Origin of the sequence: Kitasatospora sp. NPDC058115 (assembly GCF_042884635.1) — a bacterium.
GTDB lineage: Bacteria > Actinomycetota > Actinomycetes > Streptomycetales > Streptomycetaceae > Kitasatospora.
In genome coordinates, this window is record NZ_JBHVTL010000038.1 from 47,135 (window position 1) to 65,464 (window position 18,330).

Sequence of the window (18,330 nt, forward strand, 5' to 3'; positions counted from 1 at the left end):
CCCGGCAGCCCCTGCCGCCCCTGCCGCCCCGGGGCCCCGTCCCCCGGTCGCCCGCGCCCGCCCCCGCGCCGCCGGCTCACCCCGGCTCCCCGGGGGCGGGGACCGGCCGCCGGGCGGCGTCGCTCATCCGCACCAGCAGCGCCATGATGATCCAGTTGGTCACCACCGAGGAGCCTCCCTGGGCGACGAACGGCAGGGTCATCCCGGTCAGCGGGATGAGGTCCAGCACCCCGCCCGCCACCACGAACACCTGGAGGCCGACCAGTGCCGCCAGCCCGATCGCCAGCAGCCGCCCGAACGGGTCGCGCAGCGCGATCCCGGTCCGGAAGCCGCGCGAGACCAGCAGCGCGTACAGCAGGAGCACCGCGATCAGCCCGGTCAGCCCCAGCTCCTCGCCGATGGTGGCGAGGATGAAGTCGGACTTGGCGGCGAAGCCGATCAGCGCCGAGTGCCCGTTGCCCAGCCCGGCGCCCAGTTCGCCGCCCCAGGCGAAGGCGAACAGCGACTGGGCGATCTGGTTGGCGCCGTGCCCCTCGGCGATCGAGCCGAGCGGGTCCAGCCAGTCGGCGACCCGGCTGTGCACGTGCGGCGAGAGCCACCCCACGCCGACCGCCGCCACGGCGGCCAGGAACAGCCCGATGACGATCCAGCCGGTGCGCGCGGTGGCCACGTACAGCATCACCACGAAGAGGCCGAAGAAGAGCAGCGAGGTGCCGAGGTCGGTCTCCAGCACCAGCACCCCGACGAAGGCCGCCCAGATCACCAGGACCGGCGCCAGCACCCGCCCGGGCGGCAACCGGAACCGCCGCACCCGCCGCCCGGTGAGCGCCAGCGCGTCCCGGTGCACGGCCAGGTAGGCGGCGAAGAACACCGCCAGCAGGACCTTCGCGAACTCCCCCGGCTGGAGCGAGAACGGCCCGACGGTGATCCAGATCCGCGAGCCGTACACCGGGGGGAAGAAGACCGGCAGCACCAGCAGGACGAGGGCCGCCAGCGCCCCGACGTGGGCGTACCGCTGCAGCCGCTTGTGGTCCCGCAGCAGGAGCAGCACCAGGATGAACAGCCCCACCCCGAGGGCGGACCAGAGCAGTTGGGCGGGCGCCGCGTCGCCCGGGGTGGCCCGGTCCAGCCGGTGGATGACGACCAGTCCGACGCCGTTCAGCAGCAGCGCGATCGGTAACGGCAGCGGGTCCGCGTACGGCGCCTTCCAGCGGACCGTGCCGTGCGCCAGCAGCGCGAGCGCTCCGAGCGCGGCCCCGTACCGGCCCGCGTCGGCGGGCACCGTGCCGTCGACGGTCAGGCCCACCGCGGCGTAGCCGAGCACCGCGGTCAGCACGGCGGCCAGGACCAGCGCGAGTTCGGTGGTGCGCCGGGCCGGCACGGTCCGGCGCGATCGGCCGGCGGTTCCGGTCACGGCGGGGGGTGTCGCCACGGACCGTCCAGGAAGTCGGGGGCTGCGGGGCGTCGGGACGGGTGCCGGAGCGCCGGGGGGTCACCGGGGCGGACGGGCGCGGGCCCGTCCGCCCCGGTGTGAGCGGCTGTTCCGGCGGGATCCGGGGGTCGGGCGGATCGACGGGTCGCGGGCGGGTCAGGCGGAGGCCGGGGCCTGCGTCCGGGAGGCCTCGACGGTCGCCATCAGGTCGGCCTCGGCCTCGGCGGAGAGCGAGGTCTGGATGATCCGGCCGCCGTGGCGGGCCAGCGCCGGGACGACCTTGTCCGCGGTGGCCTTGCGGACCAGCAGGAACACCGCGGCGGTGCCCGGCTGGAGGTGCTGCCCGACCTGGCGCATGAAGTCGTCGTCCACCCCGATGTCGGTGGTGGCGCCGACCGCGGCCCCGGCCGCCCCGCCGACCGCGGCACCGAGCAGCGGCATGAAGAACAGCAGGCCGATCACCCCGCCCCAGACGGCGCCCGAGGCCGCCCCGGCCCCGGTGGTGCTGACCTGCTGGTGCAGCTTGATCTTCCCGTCCTCGCGGCGCTCGACGACGACCGCGTCCTCCAGCTCGATCAGCCGCTGCTTCTGCAGGGCGACCGCTTCGTCGCGCACCACCCGGGCGGTGGCCAGATCCGGATAGGCGATCGCGAAGAGGTTGCTCACGGACGGGTCCTTCCCCTGAAGCGGACGTGTCTGCCGGGGTGGACGCCGGTGCGGCGCCCTCTCCCCGCTCGTCACCCTAACGAGCAAATCCCTATCAATCGACTTTTCACCCGGTGTGTCCCGCATTGCCCGACGCTCCGTCGGCGGCCGGCCGTGCGACCGGCGCACCCCGGCGCCTCCCCGCCCCGGATCACCCACCGGCGCCCGTGAGTTCGCGCCGGTGGGGATGCCCGTTCGCGCACCGCCGCACGTTGGCCACGGCGAACTGATGATCCCTAGGATCGGCGGGTGAATACCGGACTACGACGACCGAAGGCCAGGCTCGGCAGCCTGCTGGCCGCCCTGGCGATAGCGGGCGGGGCGCTGCTCAGCGGTCTGCCCGCCCATGCCGACGAACCATCAGCCGGCGCCGCCGGCAAGGAAGCCCCCCGGGTCGACCTCGTCCTGGACGTCAGCGGCTCCATGCGCGAGGCCGACATCCAGGGCAAGACCCGCATCTCGGTGGCCCAGCAGTCCCTGAACGACGTCATCGACGCCCTGCCGGCGGAGACCGAGTTCGGGATCCGCACGCTGGGCGCCACCTACCCCGGCAACGACAAGGCCCAGGGCTGCCTGGACACCAAGCAGCTCTTCCCGGTCGGGAGGACCAACAAGACCGAGGCCAAGACCGCCGTCGCGACCCTGCGGCCGACCGGCTTCACCCCGATCGGCCTGGCGCTGCGCGGCGCCGCCGAGGACCTCGGCAAGGGCGAGACCACCCGCCGGGTGGTGCTGATCACCGACGGCGAGGACACCTGCACCCCGCCCGACCCCTGCGACGTGGCCCGTGAGCTGGCCTCCCAGGGCATCCACCTGGTGGTCGACACCCTCGGCCTGGCGCACGACGACAAGACCCGCCAGCAGCTGCTCTGCATCGCCAACGCCACCGGCGGCACCTACACCGACGTGCGCACCCAGGAGCAGCTCACCGAGAAGGTGAAGCAGCTGGTCGACCGCTCCAACGACACCTACGCGGTCACCCCGGTCAAGACCGCCGGCACCGACACCTGCGCGTCCGCGCCGGTCCTCGCCCCCGGCGTCTACAGCGACCGCGAGAAGTTCTCCGAGCACCGCGTCTACCGCGTCCCGGTGAAGTCCGGCCAGGAGCTGCGCGCCTCGGTCAGCGTCGCGCTGGACCGCGCGGTGGCCCGTGACTACGGCGTCCTGCTGCAGGCCACCAGCACCGCCGGCCAGGAGCTGGTCCGCGGCACCGACGCCGGCAGCGGCCGCACCGACGTCGTCTCCACCGGCCTGCGCTGGTCCCCCGCCGACTCCAAGGGCTACGCCACCGCCACCGCCACCGCGTCCGCCTCGCCGAGCGGCAAGCCGGAGACCACCGTCTGCCTGGTGGTCTCCAACTCGCTGGCCCCGCAGGCCGGCGTCGCGGCCGACCCCGGCCTGCCGCTGGAGCTGACGGTCGACCTGACCGCCGCCTCCCCCGCCCCCGACGGCCCGGCGATGGGCCTGGGCCGGGGCTGGATCCTGCTGCTCGTGCTCACCCTGGCCGGCCTGGTGACCGGCCTGCTGTTCGGCTGGATCGCGCGCTGGCGCATCGCTGTCTGGCAGGAGAACTGACCATGCGTACGTCCTTCCTCCGCACCGCCGCGGCCGCACTGGCCCTGTTGCCGGCGCTCGCCCTGACGGCCCCGGCCGCCACCGCCGCCTCCCCCTCGCCGAGCGCGAGCGGCAGCCCGGCCCCGGCGAACAAGGCCGGCACCTCGTTCCTGACCGCCGTCAACCTGGCCCCCGGCCAGGACGCCGCGGTCTCCGTCTCCACCGGCGACTACCTCTACTGGGCGTTCGGCGCCGCCGAGGGCCAGACCGCCCGGGTGGACCTGGCGATCACCCTCGCCCCGTCCGCCGACCGGCACGACGAGCCGCAGACCTGGAGCGTCGAGGTGTTCGACGGGCTGCGCCGCCGGCAGGCGTGCACCGACGGCGTCCAGACCGCGACCGCCGAGAGGGCCACCGGCTCGCTGGCGCTCAGCTGCACCCTGCGCGAGGTCCGCTCCTGGGCCGAGCCGTGGTCCGGCGACCCGCTGCCGGGCAGCTACTACGTCCGGCTCTCGGTCGCCGACGCCCCGCAGCCCGACCTCGGCCTGCCCGCCTCGGTGCGGCTCCACGTGGCCGCCAAGGGCGACGAGGACAACGCCCAGCCGGAGGGCGGCGAGCTGAAGGCCCCGCTGGTCCCGCCGGCCGGCGGCGGCGCCGCGACCGCCAAGGCGGCGGCCCCCGAGGAGCCCGAGGAGCACTGGTACACCGGCTGGTTCTCCGGCTGGAACAGCCGCTGGTTCTGGACCCTGGCCGGCGGCGCCCTGGCCGCCCTGGCCGGTGTCGCGGGCTACACCCTCACCCGGCACCCGCGCGGCCGCCGTCCGGCCCGCTACGGCGCGGTCCCGCCCCAGTCCGGCGCTCCCCAGCCCGGCCCGTACGCGGGCTCCGGCCAGCCCTGACCCGTCCGCTCCGCGGAGGGCCGGCCCGGAACCGTCCGGGCCGGCCCTCCGCCGTTCCCGCCCGTGATCCGCCTCACAGTCCCCCTCAAGGGCCCGTGCACCGCCCGGCCTGATTCCCCGTCGGCCGATGCACCCCCACAACGCAGAAGTCCCGCCCGATCAACCGATCGGGCGGGACTTCCGTTGGGTGGAGCTGAGGGGATTCGAACCCCTGACCCCCTCGATGCGAACGAGGTGCGCTACCGGACTGCGCCACAGCCCCAACGAGAAGAAACTCTAGCACCTTTCGGAGGGGGTCCGTGACCACCCTCCTGGTGGGGGCCGTGGGGGCGGCCCCGGGGAAGCGAAGAGGCCCCCGGGGAGGGGCCTCGAAGCTACTCGTTGGCGGCGCGGGGCCGGGGTTCCGGAGCGGGCGGCTCGGCGTACTGGTCGAACAGCGGGGTCTTCCGGGACTCGGCCGGACGGCCGGCGGTCCAGGTGCCGGGGGCCGACAGGTCGAGCCCGCGGTTGACCCGGGGCGCCACCGGGGCGGTCACGTAGGTCGGCAGCGGGACGGGCACCGGCTCCCAGGAGTCCGGGCCGGCCGCGCCGCGCTCCCGCATGCCGTCGACCCACTCCTCGTGCTCGGTGGCCTCCGCCACCGCCGAGGCCGAGGCCGCCCCGGCGCCCTCGGAGGCCGCCCGGGCCGCGTCGGCCTCGGTGGCGAGCCGCAGGTGCGGGCGGCCGCGCCCGGCGGGCGCCTCCGCCGCCGGCTCGGCCGGGGCCGGGGCCTCTCCGGGGCCGGCGGCGGACTTCTCCCGGCCGGCCGCGGCGCGCTGCTGCTCGCGCTTGCGCAGCCGCTCGGCGGCCTGGGCCGCGCGGACCCGGTCCAGCTTCACCGCGTACCGCTGGCGCTCCAGCCGGCGCAGGTGGCCGATGTAGAGGGTGAGCAGGACGGCCGGGAGCGCGGGGACCCACAGGAAGGCCAGTCCGGCCACCGCCGCGACCACCGCACCCAGCGCGAAGGCCAGGAAGAGGACGGTCACCATGCGGCGCCGGCGGGCCAGCAGCCGCGCCCGGCGCTCGCCGCCGCCCCCCTCGGGTCCCGGACGCGCCTCGGCCCGGCCCGCCGGGCGGGGGGGCGCCGGTTCGTCCGCCGGGCCGCCGGGGGCGGCCGCGGGGTCGTCGGAGGCGGCCGCGTCCCGCTCGGGGGGGCCGTCCTCGCTCTGCTCGTCGTCACGCGGTTCGTCGCCCAGGGCCCGGGACGCCCGCCGCTCCAGCGCCGAACGCCCGGCCAGCAGGCGGATGGCGGTGCTGAAGCGTTCCGTCGGGCGCGCCTCGTTGAGCTCGTCCTGCCTGCGGAGCCACATCGGCACCAGATAGGCGGCCCAGGCCCCTACGATGACGGCGTAGATAAGGCCGCTACTGCTCACGATTCACACCGTACGGGCGTGGAGGAAGGGCCGGTAGCAATTTGGCACGGCGTGTCGTGTGATCAAGCTGATTCTCCGACTATTTTGCCGGTATTTGTGCCCGTCCGTCGCCGCGCCGATGCCATATCGATATTTCATTCGAACATACATTCAATTTCCCCGACGGCGACCCGAGCTGAGGGAGCGCCAGCGTTCCAGCATCCCCTCCGGGACCTCCTCGGCGGTGAGTGCGAACACCAGGTGGTCCCGCCAGTCGCCGTCGATGTGCAGATAGCGCGGCCGCATTCCCTCCGGGCGGAAGCCGAGCTTTTCCACCACCCGCCGGCTCGGGCCGTTCTCCGGCCGGATGCACACCTCGATTCGGTGCAGCCCCAGGGTGCGGAAACAGTGGTCCACCGAAAGCGCCACGGCGGTCGGCATGATCCCCCGGCCGGCCACCCCCTCGTCGATCCAGTAACCGACGTTGGCCGAGCACATCGAGCCCCAGGTGATCCCGCCGACGGTCAACTGTCCGACCAGCCGGCCCCGGTAGAGCACCACGAAGGGCAGCATCCGGCCGGCCGAGGCCTCGCCGCGCAGGTAGCGCACCATCTGCCGGTAGGTCGGGCGCGGGCCCGCCGCGAGGCCGGCCGGGCCGGGCGGCACGGTGGCCTCCCAGCGCCGCAGCCAGTCCCGGTTGCGGCGGCTGACCTCCTGCCACTCGCGCTGGTCGCGGGCCCGGATCGGGCGCAGCACGACGTCCCCCTCGTGGAGCTCTACCGGCCAGCCGGCGTTCAGTGCGCGCTCCCGGAAGCTGGTGCGTCGGGCCGGGGGTGGTCCCCGCCGCCGAGCTGGTCGACGGCGTGGGCGAGCAGCGGGGCCAGGACGGCCAGACCGTCCCGGACGCCGCCGGTCGAGCCCGGCAGGTTGACGACCAGGGTACGTCCGGCGACCCCGGCCAGCCCGCGGGAGAGCGCGGCGGTGGGAACCGTCCCCCGGCCGTGCGCGCGGATCGCCTCGGGGATGCCGGGGATCTCGCGCTCCAGGACCCGGGCGGTCATCTCGGGGGTGAGGTCGGTCGGCGAGATCCCGGTCCCGCCGGTGGTCAGCACCACGTCGTAGCCGGCCGCCACGGCCTCGCGCAGCACCGCCTCGACCGGTTCGCCGTCCGGGACGACCCGGGGGCCGTCGACCGTGAAGCCCATCGCGCGCAGGCCCTCGGCCAGCAGCGGGCCGCCCTTGTCGGCGTAGACGCCGGCCGCGGCGCGGTTGGAGACGGTGACCGCCAGCGCCCTCATGCGGAGGCCTCCGGGGCGGTCCAGTCGCCGCTCTTGCCGCCGGTCTTGGCGAGCACCCGGACGGACTCCACGGCGGCGCCCTTGTCGACCGCCTTGACCATGTCGATCACGGTCAGCCCGGCCACCGCGACGGCGGTCAGCGCCTCCATCTCGACGCCGGTCCGGTCGGCGGTCCGCACGGTCGCGGTGATCTCCACCGCGTCGTCGGCGACGGTCAGCTCGACCTCGACGCCGGAGACCGCGATCGGGTGGCAGAGCGGGATCAGCTCGGGGGTCTTCTTGGCGCCCATGATCCCGGCGATCCGGGCCACGGCCAGCGCGTCGCCCTTGGGCAGGCCCTCGCCGCGAAGCAGCTCGACCACGCGCGGGGAGACCCTGACCCGGCCGGCCGCGACGGCGGTCCGGGCGGTCACGGCCTTCCCGGTGACGTCGACCATCCGGGCCGCGCCCTGCTCGTCGACGTGGGTGAGGCGGTCGCCGGGGGGTGAGGTGGTCACGGGTGGCTCCAGGGGCGCGCAGGTCGAATACCGCGCTACCGTACCCCCCGTCCCGGCCGGGGCGTGGGACGGGCCACGTCGGTGAGACGGCCCGCCCCGGACGGGAGTTCACCCGGACGGCCCGGCGCTCAGCCGCCGAGCAGCACCACGTCGACCTCGCTGCCGGCGGGCAGCGCGGTGACGTCCTCGGGCACGGTGATCAGGCAGTCCGCCCTGGCCAGCGCGCCGACCAGGTGCGAACCCGCGCCGCCGACCGGCTCGACCAGGCCGTCGCGCGCCGAGTACCGGCCGCGCAGGAACTGCCGGCGCCCGGCGGGCGAGCGCAGCGCCACCGGGCAGTGCGCCCGGACCACCGGGCGGTGGACGTCCTCGGCGCCGAGCATCGTGCGGATCACCGGGCGGACGAACAGCTCGAAGGAGATGTACGCGCTGACCGGGTTGCCGGGCAGCGCCATCAGCGGCACGCCCGCCCCGGGGCCGATCCGGCCGAAGCCCTGCGGCTTGCCGGGCTGCATCCGCAGCCGCCGGAAGTCGACCCCGCCGTACTCGGCGAAGACCTCCTTGACCACGTCGTAGGCGCCGACGCTGACGCCGCCGCTGGTGACGATCAGGTCGGCCCGGCCGAGCTGGTCCTCCAGCACGGCGCGCAGCCGGGCCGCGTCGTCGGGGACGCCGCCGACCCGGTAGGCGATCGCGCCGGCGTCCAGGGCGGCGGCGGTGAGGGTGAAGCTGTTGGAGTCGGTGATCCGTCCGGGGCCGACCGGCTCGCCGGGCTGGACCAGCTCGCTGCCGGTGGAGAGCACCACCACCCGCGGGCGCGGGCGGACGGTGGCGGTGGCCCGGCCGACCGCGGCGAGCAGGCCGAGCTGGGCGGGGCCGAGCCGGGTGCCGGCGGCCAGCACCCGGGTACCGGCCTCCACGTCGCTGCCGCGGCGGCGGATGTGGGCGCCCTCGGCGACCGGGCGCAGCACCCGGACCTCCTCGCCCCCGGCCGCGGCGGTCATCGCGTCGGCGGGGCGGCCGGTGCCGGTGGCGCCGTCGGTCCACTCGACCGGGGCGACGGCCTGGGCGCCGGGCGGGACGGGCGCGCCGGTCATGATCCGGGCGGCCTGGCCGGGGCCGACCTTCGGGAGGTCACCGGCGCCGGCGGCGATGTCGCCGACCACCGCGAGCACCGAGGGGTAGGCGTCGCTCGCGCCCACGGTGTCGGCGGTGCGCAGGGCGTAGCCGTCCATCGAGCTGTTGTCGAAGGGCGGAAGGTCCCCCTCGGCGTGGACGTCCTCGGCCAGCCGGCAGCCCTGGGCGTCGAGCAGCTGGAGCTCGATCGCGGGCAGCGGGCCGACGGCGGCCAGGACGTCGGCGAGGTGCTCGTCCACGGTCCACAGACCGTCCGGACGGGCGGCGGAGGCGGAGCGGGCCGCCGGGTCCGCGGAGTCGTCGCAGCAGGCTGCGGGGGTGGTACCGCTCTCCGTGGACCCGGTCATCGGCGCGCTCGCTCTCTGTCGGTGTGTCAGTCCTGCAGCTCGGAGGCGACGAACTCGCGCAGCCAGCTGCGGAAGTCCGGGCCGAGGTCCTCGCGCTCGGAGGCCAGCCGGACGATGGCGCGCAGGTAGTCCGCGCGGTCGCCGGTGTCGTAGCGGCGGCCCTTGAAGAGCACGCCGTGCACCTGGCCGCCGGTCTCGGCGGAACGGTTGGTCAGCTCGCGCAGGGCGTCGGTGAGCTGGATCTCGCCGCCGCGGCCCGGCTGGGTCTCGCGCAGCACGTCGAAGACCAACGGGTCGAGCACGTAGCGGCCGATGACGGCGTAGTTCGACGGCGCGTCGGCGGTGTCCGGCTTCTCGACCAGGTCGGTGACCTGGAACACGTCCTCGCCGAAACCGTTCGGCTTGACCGCGGCGCAGCCGTAGAGGTGGATCTGGGAGGGGTCGACCTCCATCAGCGCGACGACCGAGCCGCCGAGCTCCTGCTGGACCTCGATCATGCGGGCCAGCAGCGGGTCGCGCGGGTCGATCAGGTCGTCGCCGAGGAGGACGGCGAAGGGCTGGCCGGCGACGTGCTGCTCGGCGACCGAGACGGCGTGGCCGAGGCCCTTCGGGTCGCCCTGGCGGACGTAGTGCATGTTGGCGAGCTCGACGGACTCGCGCACCCGGCGCAGACGGTCCTCGTCGCCCTTGCGGGCGAGCAGCTCCTCCAGCTCGTAGGCCCGGTCGAAGTGGTCTTCGAGGGCGCGCTTGTTGCGGCCGGTGACCATCAGTATGTCGGACAGGCCGGCCGAGGCCGCCTCCTCGACGACGTACTGGATCGCCGGCTTGTCGACGACGGGCAGCATCTCCTTCGGAGTCGCCTTGGTGGCCGGCAGGAATCGGGTCCCCAGACCGGCCGCGGGGACCACTGCCTTGGTGACCGGGGGACGGGAGTTCGTCGTCGTCATGCGTTTACCTTACTAAGGCACGTATTTCGCCTGACCGGGCGCAGTTGACCGATGCTTGGGCAGCACGTCGCCGGACCCGGCCGCGATGGCAGGCATAGGGGTCGTGGCGGACGGGGTGAGGGGGTCCCCTCCGACACAGGGCGACAGACTACCCGCCTTTTCCGAACGGTCACGTTCGGCTGCGAAGACTCCTTCCGGCCGCAGCGGAACAGCCGTCTTCGCGGCCCCCGGAGCGGCTCCCGGACCGGCCCCCGGACCGGCCCCCGGGGCGTCCGCCGGGAAGGCCCCGGAACCGGCCGGCCGCCAGCAGTCCCCGCCGGCCGCGCGGGCCGCCGCGAGGGCCCGGTCGGCGGACCGCAGCAGCACCGCGGCGTGGGCGCCGTCCCCGGGCAGCACCGCCAGCCCGGCCGCGGCGGTGAGCCCGTTGCCGTGGGGGCGGCGGCCCTCCCGGTCCCCCGAGGACCAGTCCAGCAGCAGGTGGCGGCGGACCGACCAGACCAGCCGGTCGGCGACCTGGGCCGCGCCCTCGGCGCCGGTGTCCGGCAGCACCACCAGGAACTCCTCGCCGCTGTAGCGGCCCAGGGTGTCGGAGCGGCGGATCTCCATGCCGAGCCGCTGGGCGAGGTCGCGCAGCACCGTCCCGGCCCGGGCCCGGCCGTGCTCGGCGACCACCGCGTCGAACCCGCTGATCTCCAGCAGCAGGACGGCCAGCGGGCGCGGTCCGTCCTGCTGCTCGTGCTGCTCGGCCCGGCGGGCCCGGTCGATCTCCCGGTCCAGGGTGAGCTGGAGGTGCCGGTAGTTCCAGACGCCGGTGACCGGGTCGCAGGAGGCGGTGCGCTCCAGCTCGGCGCAGCGGGACTCCAGCTCGGCGAGGCGCTCGCGCAGCGCGGCCTCGCGCCGCGCCGCCCGGGCCGAGCCGCGCCGCAGCCGGCTGCCGAGGACGGTGGCGCCGGCCAGCGCGGGGGCGCTCACCGCGGCGAGGGCCTGCACCAGCAGCGGGGTGGACATCGAGGGGGTGCCTTCCGCGTGTCAGGCTCTGGGCGTCCCGGTCGCACGGAGGCCGGGGGTCCGGAGCGGTCGAGGTCGGAACGGTCGAGGTCGGAACGGTCGGGGTCGAGCGGTGGAGGAGCGGTGGACCATCCCATGCACAACGAGAAGAGCGCGCTGAGGACACGGCTGCTGTCCGAACGGCGGGCGCTGGCCCCCGGGGCCCGGGAACGGGCCGCCGAGGCGCTGGCCGGGCACGCCGGCGAGCTGGCGGCCGCCGGGGCCACGGTGGCGGCGTACGTCTCGGTGGGCGCCGAGCCCGGCACCCGGCCGCTGCTGGACGCGCTGCGGGCGCGCGGGGTGCGGGTGCTGCTGCCGGTGCTGATGGCGGACAACGACCTGGACTGGGCCCCGTACGAGGGCCCGCAGGCGCTGGCCCCGGCCGGGCGCGGGCTGCTGGAGCCGGTCGGCGGGCGGCTCGGGCCGCAGGCGGTGACCGAGGCGGGCCTGGTGCTGCTGCCGGGTCTCGCGGTGGACCGCCGGGGGCTGCGGCTGGGGCGCGGCGGCGGCTCCTACGACCGGGTGCTGGCCCGGCTGGAGCGCTCCGGGGCGCGGCCGGTGCTCGCGGTGCTGCTGTACGAGCACGAGCTGCTGGACCTGGTCCCGGCGGAACCGCACGACCGGCCGGTGGACCTCGCCCTGACGCCCTCGGGCCCCCACCGGCTGGGGTGAGCGGACGGGGACGGTACGCCGACGGCCCCGCCCCCGGGGATCCGGGGTGCGGGGCCGTCGGGACCGGCCGCGGCGTCAGCCGTTGGTCAGCGTCAGGCGGTGCTTGGTCGCCTTGTCGACCGCGTCCGGCGAGTGGGCCCAGGTCAGCAGCTTGCCCTTGAGCCAGAGGTCGGTCTGGTCGTTGTAGTTCTCGTGGAACGCGTGCCCCGAGGCGCCGCCGACGTTGATCCAGCGGGAGGCGTCGAGGTCGTTCATGTCGATCACCATGCGCATCGACGGGATCCAGTCGACCTGGTAGCCCGCGGCCGCGTTCCAGCCCGCCGCGTCGACCGCCGCCGAACCGCCGGAGAGGCGGTACGGGCCGCGGTTGAGCAGCTTGTGGACGGCGCCCGAGGCGATCGAGGAGTCGTCCGAGCCGAGGGTGCGCTCACGGAGCTCCAGCTTGTGCAGCCGGCCCCAGCTCCAGGTGGTGATGTCCTTGGTGAGCAGCGAGGTGAGCTCCTGGCGGGCGTTGGTCATCGCCTCGCGCAGCAGGTTGTCCAGGCCCTTCTGCTCCTTGTGCTGGGAGTCGATGTACGTCCACCAGCTGCTGTCGGGCTTCTCCAGCTGCTGGCGCACCACCTCGGTCCAGCGGTCGCCGCCGTCCGGCTGGGCCCGGCCCGGGTCACGGGTGCCGCACTCGGTGACGATCCTCGACTTGCTGTCGGGCTTGGTCGGGTCGGCCTGCTCGCGGACCAGCAGGCAGTTGTCCTCCGCCCGCAGGTCGGCCGGGAACTTCTGGCCGAAGGCGAGGGTGAGCAGCTGGCGCCAGACGCCGTTGTAGTAGGCGGCCGCGGCCGAGTCGGCGTCCTGGTGGTAGTTCCAGTCCTTCAGGAGGTCCTGGGCCTCGCGCACGTAGGGGTCGTCGATCTCGACCTTGAGCAGCATCGGGACCAGCGTCTTGGCCAGGATGCTGGTGTTGTCGAGCTGCATCTCCTGCATGTCGTCCGGCGAGATCTTGCCGTTGTTCTTCAGCCGGGCCTCGATCTGGTCGGTGATCTCCTTGGCCCGGGTGCCGTACTCCCAGTCGGTGGTCAGCGAGGGCTTGTAGGAGGCGTCGACGACGGCCTGGTTGGCGGTGACGATGTAGCCGCTCGCCGGGTTGAGGCTCCACGGCAGGGCGCTGAACGGGACCGGGTCCTTCTTCCACTGGTAGGCGGAGTCCCAGCCCGGCGCCGGGTAGCGCCCGTTGCCCTTGCCGCGCACCGGGATGTAGCCGGGGGCCTGGTAGCCGATGTTCTTGGCGTCGGCGTAGATGAGGTTCTGGGCCGGGACGGCGAAGTCCGCGGCGGCCTTCTGGAACTCCTCCCAGCCCTTGGCGCGGTCGAGCGCGAAGACCGCGTCCATGGTCTTGCCGGGGATCAGCGCGGTCCACTGCAGGGCGACGCCGTAGCCGCCGGTGCCGCGGTCCGGGGCGGAGGCGCCGTTGGGCGCGTACTTGCCGACGTTCTGCTGCTCGGTGCTCGGGTCGGAGATCAGCGGGGCGCCGGTCCTCGTGGTGCGCACGGTGATGGTGCGGTCCTCGCCCCCGGCGACCTTGATGGTCTCCTTGCGGAGCTCGAACTTCTCTTCCTTGCCGTCCACCAGGTAGGTCTCCGGGCCGGTCACCTTCTCCAGGAAGAGGTCGGTGACGTCGGCGCCGAGGTTGGTGAGGCCCCAGGCGATGTCCTTGTTGTGGCCGATGACCACCCCGGGCATGCCCGCGAAGGTGAAGCCGGAGACGTCGTACTGGCAGGCCGGCGAGACGGCCCGGCAGTGCAGGCCCATCTGGTACCAGACCGAGGGCAGGCCCGGGCCGAGGTGCGGATCGTTGGCGAGCAGCGGCTTGCCGGTGGTGGTGTGGCTGCCGGCCACCACCCAGGAGTTGGAGCCGATGCCCTGGCCGTTGCGGCCGAGCAGCTCGGGCAGCGCGTCGATCCGGTCGGTGACGTCCTTGAGCAGCGCCTTCGTGGCGGCCGAGCCCTGGGTGGTGCCCGGGGCGGTGCCGGAGCCGGCCGTGCCGGAACCGGCGGCCGGGGCGGAGCCGTCGGCGGGCTTGTACGTGCTGCCGTTGACGCTGCCGGTCTTCACGATCGTGCCGTTGCGGGCGTACGGGTACTCCGGGTACAGCTCCTCGATCTTCTCGGGGCTGAAGTCCTGGGCGAGCAGCGAGCGGTCGATCTCCTCCTGGAGGTTCCCGGAGAGGTCCCAGGCCATCGCCTTGAGCCAGGAGACCGAGTCGACCGGGGTCCACTGCTCGGGCTCGTAGTCGCCGTTGACGACACCGAGCAGGCTGTACTCCAGCGAGGCCGAGGAGCCGCCCGGGTGCTCGGCGAGCCAGGCGTTGACGCCGTCCGCGTACGCCTGGAGGTTCTTCTTGGTGTCGGGGGTCAGGACGGTGTCGAACTCGTCCTGGGCGGTCTTGCGCCAGCCCATGGTGCGGATCATGGAGTCGGTCTCGACCTGGCTGTCGCCGAACATCTCGGAGAGCCGGCCCGCGGTGATGTGCCGCCGGACGTCCATCTCCCAGAAGCGGTCCTGGGCCTGGACGTAGCCCTGGGCCCGGAAGAGGTCCTCGGAGGTGTCGGCGTAGAGCTGCGGGATGCCGTTGGCGTCGCGCTTGACGTCGACCGGCGCGCTCAGGCCCGCCAGCTTGATGCTGCCGTCGACCTCCGGGAAGGACGCCCGGACCGCGGCCACCCCCCGGTAGCCGCCGTAGCCGGCGCCGGCCACCAGCAGGACGACCAGCACGATCACGATCAGACGGGCGCGCCGGAACTTCTTGGAGCGGGGCATCTGGGTCCTTGCGGTCCTCACTGGGGGGCGGGCGGACATGTCAAGAGCACGTGGCCGTGACAGTGCACCACATTAGGCCGCCCCGGCTGGCGGCCGTGCACGGGGGACGCTCACGGTGGGATCGGGCAGACCGGGAGACGGGAGGTGAGGGAGTCGGTGAACGGTGAACTTAAAGATATGGCAAAATGTTAGACTGAGTAACGATCCGCAAGGGGAGTAATCGCCGCTTCCGGCCTCCGCCCCTGTCGGTACCCCGTCCGCCCGCTGCCACGCCCGAGGTGCCCCTGCGTGAATGTCGACCACCTGAACCAGCTGCTCCTCGAATTCTCCGTGATCCTGCTGGTCGCGGTGGTCGCCGTGCGGGTGTCCACGAAATCCGGCCTGCCCAGTCTGCTGATCTACCTCGGCATCGGCGTCGCGCTCGGCCAGAACGGCCTGGGCATCTCGTTCAACAACGCCGAGCTCACCCAGGTGCTCGGGTACGCGGCGCTGGTGGTGATCCTGGCCGAGGGCGGCCTCAAGACCAACTGGCGCGAAGCCAGACCGGTGATGCCGGCGGCCACCGTGCTCGCCACCGTCGGCGTCGGGATCAGCGTCGCCGTCACCGCGGCCGGCGCCCACTACCTGGTCGGCCTGGACTGGCGGACCTCCCTGCTGCTCGGCGCGATCGTCTCCTCCACCGACGCCGCCGCCGTCTTCTCCGTCCTGCGGACGGTGCCGCTGCCCCGCCGGCTGACCGGCCTGCTGGAGGCCGAGTCCGGCTTCAACGACGCGCCCGTGGTCATCCTGGTCGTCGCCTTCGCCACCGTCGGCGCGCACGACTCCTGGTACGTGCTGCTCGGCACGATCGTCGCCGAGCTGGCGGTCGGCCTGGCCATCGGCCTGGTGGTCGGCAAGCTCGGCGCGTTCGGCGTCAAGCACGTCGCGCTGCCGTCCTCCGGCCTCTACCCGATCGCCGTGATGGCGCTCACCGTGCTCGCCTACGCCGGCGGCGCGCTGCTGCACGGCTCCGGCTTCCTCGCCGTCTACGTCAGCGCGGTGGTCCTCGGCAACGCCAAGCTGCCGCACGGCCCCGCCGTGCGCGGCTTCGCCGACGGCCTGGCCTGGATCGGGCAGATCGGCATGTTCGTGCTGCTCGGCCTGCTCTGCACCCCCGAGTCGATGGGCTCGGCCGTGGTGCCCGCCCTGGTGATCGGCGCGGTGCTGGTCTTCCTCGCCCGGCCGCTCTCGGTGGTGCTGACCCTCACGCCGTTCAAGCTGCCGGCCCGCGAGCAGGCCCTGCTCAGCTGGGCCGGACTGCGCGGCGCGGTGCCGATCGTGCTGGCCACCATCCCGCTGGTCTCCGGCGCGCCGCTGGCGCAGGACGTCTTCAACATCGTCTTCATCCTGGTCGTGGTCTTCACCCTGCTCCAGGGCCCGACCCTGCCCTGGGTCGCCAAGGCCCTGCGGATCGGCGAGGGCTCGATGGGCCAGGACCTCGACATCGAGTCCGCGCCGCTGGAGAAGCTGCACGGGCACCTGCTGTCGGTCGCGCTGGCGCCCGGCTCGAAGATGTCCGGCGTGGAGGTCGGCGAGCTGCGGCTGCCGGCCGGCGCGGCGGTGACCCTGGTGGTGCGGGAGGGGAACAGCTTCGTGCCGGACCGGACCACCGTGCTGCGCGGCGGGGACGAGCTGCTGGTGGTGACCACGGACGAGGTCGGCGAGGCGGCCGAGCGGCGGCTGCGGGCCGTGGACAAGGGCGGCAAGCTGGCCGACTGGCTGAACGGGCGCGGCGGCTGAGGCCTCACCGGGTGTTCACCCCGGCGTCACGGGACACGTTTGGATCCGTCCTGTAGAGTCGGGGTGAGCGCGCTTCTACGCGCGTAAATTTCGCTTTTGGTGGAGACACCGAACCCCAGCATCTGCCTGAAGCAGAGTTGGCGCGACCGCTCGGCGGCCGCGGCCCGGCCCCGGCCCCCCGCCGGACCGGCCCGGTATCTACCCCGGTCGACGCGCGAGAGGACGACTCTCGGCGCCGTCGGGGCCACCCCATGCCCTGCCGCGCTACCAGGCAGCAGGAAGGACCGACCGTGACGGCCCGCCGAACGGTCGAGAGCGTCGAGGACGCCCGGGACACCGCGTCCCCGCAGAGCAGCCCGCGGAACAGCCCGGAGGCCGGCCCGGGGAGCGCCGCCGCGCCCGCCCGCGTCGGCTACGGCGCGCTGCTGCGCACCCCCGGCGCCTGGACGTTCCTCGTCCCCGCGCTCGTCGCGCGGCTGCCCTACGCGATGCTCGGCATGGGCATCCTGCTGCTCGTCAAGGACACCCACGGCTCCTACGGCACCGCCAGCACCGTCGCGGCGGTGGCCGCCGTCGCCCAGGCGCTGGTCGGCCCGCAGACCGGACGCCTCGCCGACCGCTACGGCCAGGCCCCGGTGCTCGTCCCGACCGTCGTGGTGCACGCGCTCTCGGTCGGCGCGCTGATCGCGCTCGCGCTCGGGCACGCGCCGGCCTGGAGCCTGTTCCTGGCCGCCGCCCCCGCCGGGGCGAGCGTCCCGCAGATCGGCGCCATGGTCCGGGCCCGCTGGATCTCCACCTTCTCCGCCGGGGGCGCGGCCGCCGCCCCCGAGGTGAGCACCGCCTTCGCCTTCGAGTCCGTGACGGACGAGTTCACCTTCGTGATCGGCCCGATCCTGGCCGCCGCCGTCGCCACCTCGGTCAGCCCCTCGGCCGGGCTGGCCGCCGAGGCCGCGCTGACCCTGGCCGGCGGCCTGGCCTTCGCCGCCCAGCGGCGCACCGCGCCCGCCCGGGTGGTGCGCGAGCCGGGCGTCCGGCAGGCCTCCGCGCTCGCCTCGCCCGGCGTCCGGCTGCTGGCCGGCGCCTTCCTCGGCGTGGGCACCGTCTTCGGCGGCATGCAGGTCTCGGTGAACGCCTTCGCCGACTCGGTCGGACAGCACGGCGCGGCCGGCACCGTCTACGGCGTCTTCGCCGGCGGCTCGATGGTCGCCGGTGTGCTGTACGGCGTGATCGCCTGGCGGCGCTCCGTCCAGCAGCGGATGATGCTCGGCTACGCCCTGCTGGTGCTGGGCTGCTCGACCCTGTGGGCGATGCCCAACCTCGTCGCGCTCGCGCTCGCCGGGCTGGTCTGCGGCCTGGCCATCGCGCCGACCCTGATCAGCGGCTACACCCTGGTCGAGACGCTGGTCGAGGACGGCGCCAAGACCGAGGCCTTCACCTGGCTGACCGGTGCCATCGGCCTGGGTCTGGCGACCGGCTCGACGGCCGCCGGGCAGCTGATCGACGCGCACGGTCCGTCGGTCGGGTTCCTGGTGCCGGTCGCCGGGGCCGGGCTGGGCCTGGTCGCGCTGGTGACGCTGCGGGGGCTGCTGGTCCCCCGCGCCGGGCGCGGCGCGGTGGTCGCGGCCGCCGCGGAGCGCGGTGCGCCGGGGCGGCTGGTGGGCGCGGCCGAGGGCTGAGGCGGCGGCCGGGGCGGGCACGGGGGCGGACCCGGGGCGGGCGCCGGGCGGACCCCGGGCCGGACTCATCTCACATTCGAGTCGCTGGACTGATCCACCGGAATGCCGCATCATTGACCATCGTTAGCACTCATC

Annotated in this window: 15 protein-coding genes and 1 tRNA gene; 5 read left to right on the forward strand and 11 right to left on the reverse strand. The window is 74.4% G+C overall.

All coding sequences use genetic code 11. The annotated features are described in order from the left end of the window. Positions 1-76: 76 nt before the first annotated feature. Positions 77-1,414 carry an FtsW/RodA/SpoVE family cell cycle protein gene (locus ACFVVL_RS31630; protein WP_387681272.1) on the reverse strand — a complete coding sequence of 446 codons (1,338 nt, stop codon included), beginning with the start codon at positions 1,412-1,414 and terminating at the stop codon, positions 77-79. 174 nt (positions 1,415-1,588) lie between these two features. Then, complete coding sequence (locus ACFVVL_RS31635; RefSeq protein WP_380293837.1) at positions 1,589-2,098, reverse strand: DUF1269 domain-containing protein; 510 nt, start codon at positions 2,096-2,098, stop codon at positions 1,589-1,591. Between the two features lie 288 nt (positions 2,099-2,386). On the opposite strand from ACFVVL_RS31635, the gene ACFVVL_RS31640 reads away from it, so the two are divergent. Together ACFVVL_RS31640 and ACFVVL_RS31645 are read left to right on the forward strand one after the other, a co-directional pair. Next, positions 2,387-3,712, forward strand: a complete 1,326-nt coding sequence (locus ACFVVL_RS31640; protein WP_380293835.1) for a VWA domain-containing protein — start codon at positions 2,387-2,389, stop codon at positions 3,710-3,712. 2 nt (positions 3,713-3,714) lie between these two features. After that, entirely contained in the window at positions 3,715-4,590 is an 876-nt protein-coding gene (locus ACFVVL_RS31645; RefSeq protein WP_387681276.1) for a peptidase, read from the forward strand. 188 nt (positions 4,591-4,778) lie between these two features. Here ACFVVL_RS31645 and ACFVVL_RS31650 read toward each other — a convergent pair. From ACFVVL_RS31650 to ACFVVL_RS31685, 8 genes are all read right to left on the reverse strand, one after another. Beyond that, positions 4,779-4,852: transfer RNA gene (locus ACFVVL_RS31650), tRNA-Ala, on the reverse strand. 112 nt (positions 4,853-4,964) lie between these two features. Beyond that, positions 4,965-6,002, reverse strand: a complete 1,038-nt coding sequence (locus tag ACFVVL_RS31655) for a hypothetical protein (RefSeq protein WP_387681279.1) — start codon at positions 6,000-6,002, stop codon at positions 4,965-4,967. A gap of 150 nt (positions 6,003-6,152) precedes the next feature. Next, positions 6,153-6,779, reverse strand: a complete 627-nt coding sequence (locus ACFVVL_RS31660) for a GNAT family N-acetyltransferase (protein WP_380295102.1) — start codon at positions 6,777-6,779, stop codon at positions 6,153-6,155. Continuing rightward, positions 6,776-7,279, reverse strand: a complete 504-nt coding sequence (locus tag ACFVVL_RS31665) for a molybdenum cofactor biosynthesis protein B (protein ID WP_387681282.1) — start codon at positions 7,277-7,279, stop codon at positions 6,776-6,778. Before ACFVVL_RS31665 ends, ACFVVL_RS31660 begins: the two co-directional genes overlap by 4 nt. Next, positions 7,276-7,716: a cyclic pyranopterin monophosphate synthase MoaC gene (gene moaC, locus ACFVVL_RS31670; protein ID WP_380295104.1), complete on the reverse strand. Its 441-nt coding sequence runs from the start codon at positions 7,714-7,716 to the stop codon at positions 7,276-7,278. Before moaC ends, ACFVVL_RS31665 begins: the two co-directional genes overlap by 4 nt. A gap of 188 nt (positions 7,717-7,904) precedes the next feature. Then, positions 7,905-9,260 carry a gephyrin-like molybdotransferase Glp gene (gene glp / locus ACFVVL_RS31675; RefSeq protein ID WP_380295078.1) on the reverse strand — a complete coding sequence of 452 codons (1,356 nt, stop codon included), beginning with the start codon at positions 9,258-9,260 and terminating at the stop codon, positions 7,905-7,907. Between the two features lie 26 nt (positions 9,261-9,286). Continuing rightward, on the reverse strand, positions 9,287-10,207 hold the full coding sequence (galU, locus tag ACFVVL_RS31680; RefSeq protein ID WP_387681285.1) for a UTP--glucose-1-phosphate uridylyltransferase GalU: 921 nt from the start codon (positions 10,205-10,207) through the stop codon (positions 9,287-9,289). 12 nt (positions 10,208-10,219) lie between these two features. Next, complete coding sequence (locus ACFVVL_RS31685; protein ID WP_387681288.1) at positions 10,220-11,215, reverse strand: GGDEF domain-containing protein; 996 nt, start codon at positions 11,213-11,215, stop codon at positions 10,220-10,222. Positions 11,216-11,350: 135 nt separating this feature from the next. On the opposite strand from ACFVVL_RS31685, the gene ACFVVL_RS31690 reads away from it, so the two are divergent. Continuing rightward, the gene (locus ACFVVL_RS31690; protein ID WP_380295105.1) at positions 11,351-11,926 is read left to right on the forward strand and encodes a 5-formyltetrahydrofolate cyclo-ligase; all 576 of its coding nucleotides are present in this window, start codon (positions 11,351-11,353) and stop codon (positions 11,924-11,926) included. 75 nt (positions 11,927-12,001) lie between these two features. On the opposite strand, the gene ACFVVL_RS31695 is transcribed toward ACFVVL_RS31690, so the two are convergent. Beyond that, entirely contained in the window at positions 12,002-14,740 is a 2,739-nt protein-coding gene (locus ACFVVL_RS31695; protein ID WP_387681291.1) for a penicillin acylase family protein, read from the reverse strand. Between the two features lie 288 nt (positions 14,741-15,028). Between ACFVVL_RS31695 and ACFVVL_RS31700 the strand changes: the two genes are divergently transcribed. Beyond that, positions 15,029-16,519, forward strand: a complete 1,491-nt coding sequence (locus tag ACFVVL_RS31700; protein ID WP_380295086.1) for a potassium/proton antiporter — start codon at positions 15,029-15,031, stop codon at positions 16,517-16,519. A 422-nt stretch (positions 16,520-16,941) separates the two neighbouring features. Further along, positions 16,942-18,195 carry an MFS transporter gene (locus tag ACFVVL_RS31705; protein ID WP_380295107.1) on the forward strand — a complete coding sequence of 418 codons (1,254 nt, stop codon included), beginning with the start codon at positions 16,942-16,944 and terminating at the stop codon, positions 18,193-18,195. Positions 18,196-18,330: the final 135 nt, after the last annotated feature.